Genomic DNA, 13,911 nt, shown 5'->3' on the forward strand with positions numbered 1-13,911 from the left:
TGCCGGCGATCGAGGGCGCAACCATCGCGCCGGTCTCAATAATGAGATGCGTATCTCCTTATTGAGACTCAATGTCCAGCGCCACCATCTTTTTGTACAAGGTCGACCGTCCCAGCCCCAATGCCTGCGCTGCCTCCGGCACATTCCCGCCACTGCGTCCCAAGGCCCGCACAATCAGCCCGCGTTCAAACTGCGCACAGGCCTCCCGGTACCCCAACTGCGGTGCCGTCTCGGCCACCGGGCTCAACGGCCCCAGCGCGTTCATCAGATCATGCACGCCCAGCCGTGGCTGGTCCGCCAGCAGGGTCGCCCGTTCCAGCACATTTCGCAGCTCTCGGATATTCCCCGGCCAGGCATGGCGCCCCAACAGTGCCTGGGCCTCGGCCTCCAGCTCATACTGGCTGCCGAGCTCGGCAAGAATCGCCTCGCACAGCGCCGGCAGGTCCTCCAGGCGTTCGCGCAGCGGCGGCACCTGCACCGGCAGCACATTCAACCGGTAGTACAGGTCGGTACGGAATGCCCCCCGAGCCATGGCCGCCTGCAGGTCGATGGAGGTGGCGGCGATGATCCGCACATCGCTGCGCAACATCTGGTTGCTGCCCACCGGCTCGTATTCCTTTTCCTGCAGCACGCGCAACAGCTTGCTCTGCAGGGCCAGGGGCATGTCGCCGATCTCGTCGAGGAACAGTGTGCCGCCTTCGGCCAGTTGCAGCTTGCCGCTGCGGCCCTTGCGGTCGGCGCCGGTGAAGGCGCCGGGGGCGGTGCCGAAGAACTCGGCCTCCAGCAACGCTTCGGGGATCGCTGCGCTGTTGATGCTGACGAACGCCTTGTGCGCCCGCGCCGAGGCGGCGTGGATGGCGTGGGCCAGCAGTTCCTTGCCGGTGCCGGTCTCGCCGAGCAGCAGCACCGGTGAGTCGCTGGTCGCGCCGCGGCGGGCGCGGCGCTTGGCTTCAAGGCAGGCCGGGCTGCTGCCGACGAACTGGGCGAAGCTGTAGCGGGCCTGGCGCGCACGCAGTTGCGAGCGGGTCGAGGCCAGTTCCTGCTGCATGCTGGCGTAGCGCTTGAGCAAGGGCGACAGGCTGCGCAGCTCGTCGAACAGGGCGAAGCCAATGGCGCCGATCAGCGCGCCCTGGTCGTCGTGGATCGGCAGGCGCATCACCACCAGCGGCTCGTTCGGCGTGTCGAGCATGTCCAGCAGGATCGGCTTGCCGTTGCTCACCACCTCGCGCATCAGGCTGCCGGGGATTACCGCCTCGCAGGGCTGGCCGATGGCGCTGGCGGCGTCCTGCAGGCCGAACCGTCGGGCATAGCGCTCGTTCATCCAGACGATGCGCGCCTGGCGGTCGACGATCACCGTGCCTTCGCTGGATTGCTCGATGATCTCGAACAGCGAGCGGATGGCCAGTTGGCGGACCTGGGGGTAGTCCTTGAGGTTGTCGTGCATGGAAGACGTATCCGTTGAGCCAAGTGTCGTGCGCCCCTGTAGGAGCGGCCTTGTGTCGCGATAGGGCCGCTCCCACAGTGACCGAGGTAAGGCTATGAGCGGGGATCGAACGCCTCGCGCAGCGCATCGCCGATAAATACCAGCAACGACAGGATCAGCGCCAGGGCAAAGAACGCGGTAAAGCCCAGCCACGGCGCCTCGAGGTGCTGCTTGCCCTGGGTCACCAGCTCGCCCAGCGAAGCGCTGCCGGCGGGCATGCCGAAGCCGAGAAAATCCAGCGCGGTGAGGGTGGTGATCGCCCCGGTGAGCATGAAGGGGATATAGGTCAGGGTCGCGTTGAGGGCGTTGGGCAGGATATGCCGCAGCATCACCTGGGTGTCCGAAAGCCCCAGGGCCCGGGCCGCCTTGACGTATTCCAGGTTGCGCCCGCGGAGGAATTCGGCGCGCACCACATCGACCAGGGTCAGCCAGGAGAACAGCGCCATGATCCCCAGCAGCCACCAGAAATCCGGCTCGACGAATCCTGACAGGATGATCAGCAGGTACAGCACCGGCAATCCCGACCACACTTCCAGCAGGCGCTGGCCGAACAGGTCGACCCAGCCACCGTGGTAGCCCTGCAGGGCACCGGCCGTCACGCCGATCAGCACGCTGAGCAGGGTCAGGGCGAAGGCGAACAACAGCGACACCCGTGTGCCATACAACACCCGCGCCAGCACGTCGCGGCCCTGGTCGTCGGTGCCCAGCCAGTTGCTCGCGCTGGGCGGGCTGGGGGTGGGCACCTGCAGGTCGTAGTTGGGGGTATCGGCGCTGAATGGGATGGGCGCGAACAGCATCCAGCCGCCCTGGCCCTCGATCAGCTGGCGCACGTACTGGCTGCGGTAGTCGGGCTGGAACGGCAGCTGCCCGCCGAACTGCTGCTCGGTGTAGCGCTTGAGCGCCGGGGTGTACAGCTCGCCCTGGTAGCCCAGCAGCAAGGGCTTGTCATTGGCCACCAGTTCCGCGCCCAGGCTCAGCAGCAACAAGCCGGCGAACAGCCACAGCGATATCCAGCCGCGGCGATTGTCGCGAAAACGTCGCAGACGGCGCCGGGCGATGGGCGAGAACATCAGCGGCCCCTCGCGTCGAAGTCGATGCGCGGGTCGAGCACCGTGTAGCACAGGTCGCCCAGCAGGCGGATCAGCAGCCCGGCCAGGGTGAAGATGAACAACGTGCCGAACACCACCGGGTAGTCCCGCGACACCGCTGCCTCGTAGCTCATGCGCCCGAGGCCGTCGAGGGAGAAGATCACTTCGATCAGCAGCGAGCCTGCGAAGAACACCGTGATCAATGCCTGGGGCAGGCCGGCCACCACCAGCAGCATGGCGTTGCGCAGTACATGGCCGTACAGCACCCGGCGCTCGCTCAGGCCCTTGGCCCGTGCGGTGACCACATACTGGCGGGCGATCTCGTCGAGGAAGGCGTTCTTGGTCAGCAGGGTGAGGGTGGCGAAGCCGCCGATCACCAGGGCGCCAACCGGCAGCACCAGGTGCCAGAAGTAGTCGGCGACCTTGCCCAGCAGGCTGAGCTGGTCGAAGTCCTCCGACACCAGGCCGCGCACCGGGAACCAGTTGAGCGAGGTGCCGCCGGCGAACAGCACGATCAGCAGCAGGGCGAACAGGAACGAGGGCAGGGCGTAGCCGATCACGATCAGCGCGCTGCTCCAGGCGTCGAAACGGCTGCCATGGCGCACCGCCTTGCGGATGCCCAGCGGGATCGACACCAGGTAGGTGATCAGCGTTGCCCAGAAGCCCAGCGACAGGGTCACCGGCAACTTCTGCACGATCAGCTCGGTGACCGTGGCGCCGCGAAAGAAACTCTGGCCGAAGTCCAGCCGTGCATACTGGCCGAGCATCAGCCACAGCCGTTCGGGCGCGGACTTGTCGAAACCGTACTGGCGCTTGATCTCCTCGATCAGCTTCGGGTCCAGGCCGCGGGTGGCGCGGGACTCGCCCTGTACCGCCTCGACGCGGGCACCCGCCGCGCCGCCGCCGATGCCCTGCAGGCGCGCCACGGCCTGTTCCACCGGCCCGCCGGGCGCGGCCTGGACGATGGCGAAGTTCACCAGCAGGATGGCCAGCAAGGTGGGGATGATCAGCAGCAGGCGGCGCAGGATGTAGGTGGTCATGGCATGCTCCGCAAGCGCTCGGCCATCTGCGGGTTGGTCAGGGCCCGGGGGCTGACTTCCCACCAGGTGTCCAGGCCTTCGTCATAGGCCGGCTGTACCTTGGGCAGGCCGAAGCGGTTCCACCACACCGTCGAGCTGCCCGGCGGGTAGTAGTTGGGAATCCAGTAGTAGTTCCATTGCAGCACCCGGTCCAGGGCGCGGGCGTGGCGCAGCATGTCGGCCTGGCTGGTGGCGCGTACCAGGCCGTCGAGCAGGCGGTCCACCGCCGGGTCCTTGAGCACCATCAGGTTGTTCGAGCCCGGATCATTGGCCGCGGCGGAGCCGAAGTAGTTGTACTGCTCGCTGCCCGGCGACAGGGTCACCGGGTAGCCGGTGACGATCATGTCGTAGTCGCGGGCCATCAGCCGGTTGACGTACTGGGCGGCGTCGACGTTGCGGATGTTCAGTTCGACGCCGATCTGCGCCAGGTTGCGCTTCCACGGCAGCAGCAGGCGTTCCATCCCCGACTGGCCATTGAGGAAGGTGAAGCTCAACGGCTGGCCCTGGGCGTTGACCAGCCGATCGCCCTGGGGATGCCAGCCGGCGTCCTGCAGCAAGGCCAGGGCCTGCAGTTGCTGCTGGCGGATGATGCCGGAGCCATCGGTGACCGGTGCGTTGAATACCTGGCTGAACACCTGGTCCGGCACCTGGCCGCGCAGCGGTTCGAGCAGCTTGAGTTCCTCGGCGTCGGGCAGGGCGCAGGCAGCCAGGGGGGTGTTCGAGTAAAGGCTCTGCTGGCGGATGTACATGTTGCGCATCATCTGCCGGTTGCTCCATTCGAAGTCCCAGAGCATGGCCAGGGCCTGGCGCACGCGGCGGTCCTTGAACTGCGGCTGGTCCAGATTGAACACGAAGCCCTGGGCGATCTGCGGCTTGGCCGGGGCCAGGTGGGCGCGCTGCAGGCGCCCGTCATCCAGCGGGGCACCGTTGTAGCCGAGGGTGTAGGCGGTGGCGGAATACTCGCGGTTGTAGTCGTAGCCTCCACCCTTGAGCACCTGGCGGGCCACCTCGGTGTCACCGAAGAATTCGACGCCGATGCGGTCAAAGTTGTACAGCCCGCGGGCGACCGGCAAATCCCGCGCCCACCAGGTCGCATCGCGCTCGAAGGTGATGCTGCGGCCGTTGTCGATCCTGCTGATGCGGTAGGGGCCGCTGCCCACCGGCTTGTCGAAGCCGGCTCCGTTGGCGAAGTCGCGATGCTGCCAGTCGTGCTCGGGCAGCACCGGCAGGCCGGCCAGTTCAAGGGGGAGCGTACGGCCATGGGGCTGTTTCAAGTCGAAGCGCACCTGGCGCGGGCCCTCGACCGTGACCGCGGCGACATCGGCGAACTGGGTGCGAAACTTGAGGCTGCCCTGGTTCATCAGCCGCTCGTAGCTGAAGCGTACGTCTTCGGCCCGTACCGGCTTGCCGTCGGCGAAGGTGGCGCGGGGGTCGAGGTAGAAGCGCAGCCAGGCGTCATCGGGGCCGCGCTCCATGCGCCGGGCGATAAGGCCGTAGACGGTGTAGGGCTCATCAAGCGAGCGCACGGCCAGCGGTGCGTACAACCAGCCATCGACCTGGCTGACGCCGATGCCTTTGTCGATGTAGGGCAGCACATGGTCGAACTGGCCGATCTCGATGGCCGAGCGGCGCAGGCTGCCGCCCTTGGGGGCGTCGGGGTTGACGTAGTCGAAATGGCGGAAGTTCGCGGGGTAGCGCGGGGCTTCGGCGTAGACGGTGAGGGCGTGGGTGGGGGCGGCATGGGAGGTGGCAGTCAGGCACAACAGCATGAACCCACACAACAACTGTGGGAGCGGGTTTACCCGCGAATGCGTCAGCTCAGGCAACGATGTTGCATGGACCGGCGTATTCGCGGGTGAACCCGCTCCCACAGGGTACGTCATCGGCTGCGATGACTTAGTCCTGACGGCTGGTCACTTCCAGCAGGTGGTAGCCGAACTGGGTCTTCACCGGACCCTGGACGACATTCAGCGGCGCGCTGAAGACCACGGTGTCGAACTCGCGAACCATCTGGCCCGGGCCGAACGAGCCGAGGTCGCCGCCCTGGCGGCTGGACGGGCAGCTGGAGTTGGCCTTGGCGACTTCGGCAAAGTCGGCGCCGGCTTCGATCTGCGCTTTGAGTTCGTTGCACTTGTCTTCAGTAGAAACCAGGATGTGGCGGGCGGTGGCTCGGGCCATGGGTACTGCTCCTTGGGATCGAAAAGGCAAGCCTAGCGCACTTGATCGTGCCGTGTCTCGCAAGGCTTGCCATAGAGGCCTACAGGCGAGCGGCGGCCTCGCGCAGCAAGGCCTCGGTCGCCTCCCAGCCCAGGCAGCCGTCGGTGATCGACACGCCGTACTTCAGCGCGCCCTTGCCCAGGGCCTGGCAGCCATCGAACAGGTGCCCTTCGAGCATCACCCCGACCAGCGAACGGTCGCCGGCCAGGCGCTGGGCCAGCACATCCTCGAACACCGCCGGCTGGCGAGCCGGGTCCTTGCCGCTGTTGGCGTGGCTGCAGTCGACCATGATCCGTGGCGCCAGCCCGGCCTTGGCCAGGCCCTGGCGGGCCAGGGCGACGCTCTGGGCGTCGTAGTTCGAGCCCTGGTGCCCGCCGCGCAGCACCAGGTGGGTGTCGGGGTTGCCCAGGGTCTCGATGATCGCCGGGTGGCCTTGGACGTCCATGCCGAAGTGACGGTGCGGGTGGGCGGCGCTGCGCATGGCGTCGCAGGCGATGCCGATACCGCCGTCGGTGCCATTCTTGAAGCCGACCGGCAGCTCGAGGCCGCTGACCATCTCGCGGTGGATTTGCGATTCGGTGGTGCGCGCGCCGATGGCGGCCCAGCCCAGCAGGTCGTCGAAGTAGCCGGCGGCCATCGGCTGCAGCAGCTCGGTGGCGATCGGCAGGCCGCGTTCGAGCATACCCAGCATCAGGCCGCGAGACAGGGCGATGCCGGCGTGCATATCGTCGCTGCCGTCGAGGTGCGGATCGTAGGCCAGGCCTTTCCAGCCCACGGTGGTGCGCGGTTTTTCCACGTAGGCGCGCATCACCAGCAGCAGCTTGTCGTCGACTTCGCGGCTGAGCGCGGCCAGGCGGTCGGCGTATTCGAGGGCCGAGCGCGGGTCATGGATCGAGCAAGGGCCGACCACCACCAGCAGACGTGCGTCGCGGCCTTCGAGGATGGCGCGGATTGCCTGGCGGTGAGCGTGGACTTGCTGGGTGAGTTCGCAGGACAGCGGCATCTGCTGCTTGAGCAGGTGCGGGCTGGGCAGGCGCTGGCTGACGGTGGTGTTGGCAGCGTGCGGCTGGGTCAGGGGCAGGGCGAGGTTCGAGGCTTGCATGGCGTTTTTTCCCTGGGCGGACAGCGGGTTCTGGCCCGCGTCGTCGGCCCTATCGAGGTGTTCGACTGATCGTCAAATGGGGTGTTTGTGGGGCATTGCCACCGGAAATCGACCGAACGGAGGCGGCAGGCTGGCCCGAACGGAACTGGCTAAATCGCCATGCATAGGTGCGGTAGTAGGTGGTGTAGTTCATGTCGCTGTCCTCAAGGTAATCGGTATGTTTCTTGGGTCCGGAAAAGCAAAACCCCCGGTCGGGGAGCCGACCGGGGGTTTGAGTATTCTCATGTTCGGCGGCCCCTCGAAGGTGGGCGCCGGATGGGTCATCGGCGCCTAGTGGCTAAACCAATACCCAAAATAAAAGCTGGCAACGGCGTTACGACCGGCAACGGCCAGCACGCGGTGCGCGGAGCGACCGGTGTGGTTGGCGTGGTTGCGGGTTTGTTTCGACATGTTGCTCTCCAGTGATTGGGACCGAGCTTACTGCACCTTTGCGTTGGCGTTCAATCACTAAATGCTATTGGGGTCATTGGGTTCCTGTACTGGCCTTATCGCCGGCAAGCTGGCTCCCACGGGAATGTGCTGGCAAAGGCCTGCGCAGCAGCCCCTGATCCGGGGCATGCCACTGGGTGATTTTCCCCGAATCGTATCGTCATAATTCATAACCTATTGAAAAATATCAGTTAATTGGCTGGCATGGCCCTTGCTCACCTTTGTGCATATTCCTGTGTTTCCGGAGGTGCCCCATGTCGACCCCTCGCAAAGGCCCGGTCCTGTCCACCTTCCTGCTGGCCCTGCTGGGCTGGCAGGTCTCCAGCGAGGCCGCGGTGCAGTGCCAGCGCACGCTGGTGGCCAACGTGGTGGCGCTGGATCAGCCGCTGATGTTCAACCGCCTCGGCGCGCAGAACGCCAACGGCATGATGTACGCCCTGCGCCAGGACGTGGTGGATGAGCACCAGGTGCCCTTGGGCAAGGGCGGCGCCGCGGTGCCGGGCAAGGTCACCCTGCGCCCGGACAAGCGCCCGCGGCCGATCGTGCTGCGGGTGGCCGCCGGTGACTGCCTGACGGTCAACCTGACCAACCTGCTGGCCTACCAGGCCAACCCCAACAAGCACGGTATCGACCACGACGAAGCCGGGGTCGAAGGCGAGGAAGAAGAGGGCGCCGAGGTCGAGAACGAAGGTGGCGAGCACTTCGTTGCCGACGAACAGGTCCGCGACCGTCACGTGGGCTTCCAGGTGAATGGCATGCAGGCGGTCAACACCATCGCTGATATTTCGGCCGACACCGGGCGCAACGGCAACTTTCTGGTGGCCCCTGGCAGCACTCGCAGTTACACGTTGTATGCCGAACGCGAGGGCGCCTTCGCCGTGTCCAGTCGCGGTGCGCCGTTCGGCGGCGAAGGTAATGCCGGCAACGTCGCCAATGGCCTGTTCGGCCAGGTGGTGGTGGTGCCCAAGGCCGGCCGCACCTATCGCAACACCCTGACCGAGGAGGAAATGCGCCTGGCCACCACCGGCCGCACCGCCACCGGTCAGCCGGTGATCGACTACGAGGCGCGCTATCCGCAGGCCCAGCCGTGGATCGCCGAGGGCAAGGCCGGCAAGCCGATCATCGCCATGGTCGACGGCAACGAGATACTCAACAGCGAGACTGACGCCATCGTCATGGGGCCGAATCCCGACGGCAGTTTCCCGAAAGCCACCTACCCGCTGGAAAGCGTCGGCAAGCGCAACCCTGCGTTGCCCAACCGGCTCGAGGCGTTTCGCGACTTCGCCTCGCAGTTTGCCGACGAAGTGGCAGGCACCCAGGCATTCCCTGGCTACTGGGCAGACCCGGTAATGGGGCATGTGCTGGAGCCGACCCGCGATTCGTTCATGATCAACTATGGCTCCGGCGGCATGGGGGCGGAGGTGGTGGCCAACCGACTCGGCGTCGGGCCGATGCACGATTGCCTGTCGTGCGCCTACGAGGAATTCTTCCTCAGCGCCCATACCGTCGGCGATGTCGGGACGTTGGTGGATATCCCGGCCAACGTTGGGCTGGAGCACATCCGTCCTGGCGAAACGCCGCCGGCCAGCGCCACCGGGGTCAAGGCAACCATGGCCCTGTACCCGGCCGAGCCCGCCAACGTGCACCACAGCTACATCGGCGACTTCACCAAGTTTCGCAACACCCACAACGGCCACGAGCAGCACATCTTCCACCTGCACGGACACCAGTGGCTGTTCAATCCCAACGACGACAATTCCGACTACATCGACGCCCAGGGCATTGGCCCGGGCGTGGGCTACACCTACGAGATCGCCAACGGCGGTTCGGGCAACCGCAACCGGGTGGCGGGCGACGCCATCTATCACTGCCATTTCTATCCGCACTTCGCCCAGGGCATGTGGGCCATGTGGCGGGTGCACGATGTGTTCGAACCGGGTACCCGCCTGGAGGTCAGTGGCGAGGGCGCCAACGGCTTCCACAGCACGCCGTTCGCCTTGCGCAATGGCAAGCCGGCCCAGGGCGCCCGTGCGCTGCCGGACGGCGAGATCATCGCCGGCACGCCGATCCCGGCCATCGTGCCGTTGCCGGGCAAGGCCATGGCGCCGATGCCGGGCAAGGTCACCGTGGTGCCCAAGCTGTCCGAGACCCTGGTCGCCGGGCATGAAGATGACGATGAAGAGGAGGAGGGCGATGATCATCCGGATCAACCGCCCATCCCGCGCGCCGTCGGTTCCCTGGCCCTGGTCGACCGCAGCGAGACCAATCGCAACGCCGACGGCAGCCTGAAGAACCCCGGCTACCCGTTCTGGATTGGCGGCATGGAAAGCAGCGTCGGCCAGCGCCCGCCGACCCCACCGCTGGACATGCTCGACCCGGCCCTGGCCCGCCAGCTCAAGGACAGCGGCAAGGCGCTGTGGGCCAACCTCGACCCCAACCAGGTCGACGGCTGGGACGGCGGCCTGGGCCGGCACACCCTCGACGGTGTGTCTGCCGGTGGCGAGGCCGTGACCACCACCACCAAGCTGGATTTCTCCAAGGTGGTGCACAAGGCCAAGCCGATCTACCTGCCCGAGGAGGGCACCGAGGTCGAGCAGGCTGCCATGCAGTTCCACGCCAAGGCCGAGCATCCAAGCTTTGCCCTGATCCCCGGCGGCGCGCCGGTGGCCAAGGCCTTTCGCACCAACGGCGCCTTGCCCACGGCGGGCGCGCCGTTCTACGAGCCGTGCATGGATGACCGCGGCAAGCGCCTGACCCAGTCCTCGGGCGTCGGCGAGTTCTTCAGCGGCGAAAACCTCACCGGCATGAGTTTCCGCGGTTCGTCCACGTTCACCGCCGACCGCCCGCGCATCTACAAGGCGGCCAACATCCAGTTCGACGCGGTGTACAACAAGGTTGGCTACCACTTCCCGCAGGCGCGCATCCTCGCCCTGTGGGAAGACGCCTGGCCGGTGATCACCAAGCAGCGCCCGCCGGAACCGCTGGTGATGCGCATGAACACCTTCGACTGCACCCAGTACGTGCATACCAACCTGATCCCGTCGTTCTATGAGATGGACGACTACCAGGTGCGCACGCCGACCGACGTGATCGGCCAGCATATCCACCTGCCCAAATGGGACCTGACCGCCGCCGACGGCTCTGCCAACGGCTGGAACTACGAGGACGGTATCCTCTCGCCCGGCAGCGTGGTCGAGCGTGTGCACGCCATCCGCAGCTTCAACAACTGCACCGAGGGCGACACCCGCGACGGTACCGCCGCCTGCCCGAAAGCCAAGCAGCATCCGTATTTCGGGCGCTTCGGCCGGGCCGATTGGCTCGGCGCGCGCAGCGCAATGCAACGCTGGTTCGCCGACCCGCTGGTGAACGTGTACAACGTCGATCGTGGCCTGGGCACCATCTTCACCCATGACCACCTCGGCCCATCGACCCACCAACAACTGGGGCTGTATGCAACCGTGCTGGCCGAGCCCGCCGGTTCCACCTGGTACCACGCCGAGACCGGCGAGCAGCTGTACAACCCGGCCACCCGCCAGGACGGCGGGCCGACCTCGTGGCAGGCGGTCATCCAGACCGGTGACCACGACGGCGATGGCAAAAACGACAGCTATCGCGAGTTCTTCCTTGAGTACAGCGACTTCCAGCACGCCTACGAGGCGGGTGTATATGTCGGCGCAGGGCCTGACGGTGTACCTGATGGCCAGGCGTACCCGCCGACCGCCGACAGCTTCCGCTATGCCATCAATCCGCCGGTGCGGGGCAAGGCGTCCACCCTGCTGGAGGCCATTGTCGAGGAACGCGGTGGCATCAACCCCGGCTGTCCGAGCAGGCCATGCCCGCAGGCGATTTCGGTGGATGATCCTGGGATGTTCGTCGTCAACTACCGCAACGAGCCCCTGGCGCTGCGGGTGTTCGATCCTGACAAGGTCGGTCCCGACGGCAAGCGCGGCATGCAGGCCGACGGCCTTGGTGGCGACCTGGGCTACGCCTTGCAGACCCGTACCGACCGTGCCATCCCGGCGATGAACCTGGCACCGTCGGCGATTACCCAGGCGGTGGGTCCCACCGGCGGCACCACGCTGTTCCCACCGCACATCAACAAGGCCGGCAGCGAGCCGGGCGACCCGTTCACACCGATGCTGCGTACCTATTCAGGCGACAACGTGCGCCTGCGCATGCATGCCGGTGGCCATGAAGAGGAGCACAACGTCACCCTGCACGGGGTCAAGTGGCTGCAGAACGGCTCGGGCTTCGGCAACAGTTCCAATTCGGGATGGAAGTCGTCGCAGATGATCGGCATCTCCGAACAACTGGGCTTCATGGCACCGGTATCGATGATCTCCAGCTCCGCCGCCACCAACGGCGACTACCTGTATTCGCTGGACGCGGCACTGGAGGGCTATTGGAACGGCATCTGGGGCATCATGCGCAACTACACCGCTCAGCGTGCCGACCTGTTCCCGCTGCCCAACAACCCGCAGCCGGTGGCCATGCGCAACACCGTGAACTTCGACGGCATCTGCCCGAAAACCACGGCCAACGCCAATGGCATCGGCACACGGCCAACGGTCAAACGGAGCTATGAAGTGGTCGCGGCGCTGGCCAACGATATCCTCGAGAACCGTAGCAGCGTGACCATCAGCGACCCGAACGGCGTCGGCCAGCATGTCGGCGGCCCGCTCAAGGCCAACGGTGGCACGCTGGTGTTCAACAGTCGGCGCACCAGCATCCCGCTGGTGAGCGGGGTCGACCCGGAGGATGGCGAGACCTTCACCATCGGGGGCCATGGCGCGCCGCTGCACGACCCGACTGCGATCCTCTATGTGCGCAAGGCCGATCTCGACCCAAGCAGCGGCAAGCTCAAGGCCGGCGTGCCGGTGGAGCCATTGATCCTGCGCGCCAATGCCGGCGATTGCATCAGCGTCACCCTGGAAAACCGCCTGCCGCTGGTGATGCCCGACCTGCCCAGCACTGCGGTGATGCACAACGTGGTCAAACGCGATCGCTTCGCCAGTGAAGGCGCCACGGCCTTCGCCAACAACCTGATGCGCCCGTCCAGTCATGTTGGCCTGCACGCGCAGTTGCTGGCGTACGACATCACCAAGTCGGACGGCGTCAACGTCGGGCTCAACCCGGTGCAGACCGTGCCGCCGCGCACCGGCGGCAGCGGCGCGTATCCGACCAAGGTGTACCAGTACTACGCCGGGCATCTGGAGCGCGAGGGCAAGCCGACCCTGCAACTGGGTCGTACAGTGGACAACATCAACACAACCGCCATCGAGTTCGGCGGCCTCAACCTGACCCCGGCCGATGTCATCAAGCAGCCGCAGAAGGGCCTGGTGGGCGCCATGAGCATCTTGCCGCAGAGCGCCACCTGGACCGAGGACACCGCCAGCCGTGCCCAGGCCACGGTGAAGGTCAGTGGTCAGGCGGACTACCGTGACTTCGTCACCGTGTGGCAGCGGGCGCTGAACATGCGCTGGGCCGACGGCGCGCCGGTGGCGGGTATCAATACCGAGGGCAACGGTGCGGCGGGCGATCCGCAGGACAACGGCAACATGGCGGTCAACTACAAGACCGAGCCGTTGTGGCTGCGTTTCGGCATGGCCCCGGACTCGCCGTTCGGCCATGCCGACGGGTTGGGTTTCGCCGACATCCCCAACGCGCACATGGCCTACAGCAATGCCCTGGTTGGCGGTGATCCGCAGACACCTGTGCTGTACGCCAAGCCTGGGCAACCGGTGCGCAACCACATCGTCATGCCCAGTGGCGGCAGCCGCGGCATGACCTATCAGCTGGACGGGCACCTGTGGCCGTTGCACAACTACCAGGCCGAGAAGAGCGATGTGGACGGCTACCCCATGGGGATGCCAGGCATCGGCTCGGTGCGGTTCGGCTACAACCCTATGGCCATGTACATCGGTGCGCAGGAGAGCGTGTTGCCGGCGGCGCACTTCAGCTTCATGTTGCCCAGCGCCGGTGGGGCCAATGCGGTTCCGGGAGACTATCTGTTCCGGGATTATGCCGCGTACGGAAATACCTCGGGGTTGTGGGGCATCCTGCGGGTGACCAACGAGGCCCCGCCGGCCACGGCGCCGGCGCAGTAAAGGGGGCAGGTGGCCTGGCTTGGGAGTGGGGGAGGCGACCAGTTGTTTGGCGACAGCCTTGCACCTGGTCGCCTACACGCGATAGAGAGACAGGCCTCTGGCCGACCTGACGCGGTCATTCCCACCCTGAAACATCAGACTTAACCGCTTCCTTGTAGTCCATTTCCCAAAGATAATGCCTGCGCCGTTTTTCCGTTGCGGTGGCAATCACTGCCCTCTAGTCTCGCTGGGTCGCTGCATATCAGCGACATGGCTTTGACAGGCCGCTACGGGGTGATCGCATGGCTATGCCTTTATGGCGGCTGTGCGTAGGGCACGCTCGCGTGCGCCGGTTATTGATCAACTC

General features: G+C 66.1%; 7 protein-coding genes. 1 reads left to right on the forward strand and 6 read right to left on the reverse strand.

Annotation, left to right across the window (positions count from 1 at the left end; translation table 11 throughout):
• Nucleotides 1–58: 58 nt before the first annotated feature.
• From ACVWZ5_RS21210 to ACVWZ5_RS21235, 6 genes are all read right to left on the reverse strand, one after another.
• Nucleotides 59–1,444: a sigma-54 interaction domain-containing protein gene (locus ACVWZ5_RS21210; RefSeq protein WP_084942117.1), complete on the reverse strand. Its 1,386-nt coding sequence runs from the start codon at nt 1,442–1,444 to the stop codon at nt 59–61.
• A 92-nt stretch (nt 1,445–1,536) separates the two neighbouring features.
• Nucleotides 1,537–2,553, reverse strand: a complete 1,017-nt coding sequence (locus tag ACVWZ5_RS21215; RefSeq protein ID WP_062574160.1) for an ABC transporter permease — start codon at nt 2,551–2,553, stop codon at nt 1,537–1,539.
• Nucleotides 2,553–3,611: a microcin C ABC transporter permease YejB gene (locus tag ACVWZ5_RS21220; protein WP_457340828.1), complete on the reverse strand. Its 1,059-nt coding sequence runs from the start codon at nt 3,609–3,611 to the stop codon at nt 2,553–2,555. Before ACVWZ5_RS21220 ends, ACVWZ5_RS21215 begins: the two co-directional genes overlap by 1 nt.
• A complete protein-coding gene (locus ACVWZ5_RS21225) occupies nt 3,608–5,533 on the reverse strand; it encodes an extracellular solute-binding protein (RefSeq protein ID WP_084942116.1) in 1,926 nt (641 codons plus the stop codon). The genes ACVWZ5_RS21220 and ACVWZ5_RS21225 overlap by 4 nt, the downstream gene beginning before the upstream one ends.
• Before the next feature lie 13 nt (nt 5,534–5,546).
• Nucleotides 5,547–5,828, reverse strand: coding sequence for a peptidylprolyl isomerase (locus ACVWZ5_RS21230; protein WP_062574159.1), 282 nt, complete (start codon nt 5,826–5,828; stop codon nt 5,547–5,549).
• Between the two features lie 79 nt (nt 5,829–5,907).
• A complete protein-coding gene (locus ACVWZ5_RS21235; RefSeq protein WP_258800080.1) occupies nt 5,908–6,969 on the reverse strand; it encodes a 3-deoxy-7-phosphoheptulonate synthase in 1,062 nt (353 codons plus the stop codon).
• Nucleotides 6,970–7,712: 743 nt separating this feature from the next.
• On the opposite strand from ACVWZ5_RS21235, the gene mnxG reads away from it, so the two are divergent.
• Nucleotides 7,713–13,565, forward strand: a complete 5,853-nt coding sequence (mnxG, locus tag ACVWZ5_RS21240) for a manganese-oxidizing multicopper oxidase MnxG (RefSeq protein ID WP_336197993.1) — start codon at nt 7,713–7,715, stop codon at nt 13,563–13,565.
• Nucleotides 13,566–13,911: the final 346 nt, after the last annotated feature.

This window comes from Pseudomonas sp. TE6283 (genome assembly GCF_054060555.1).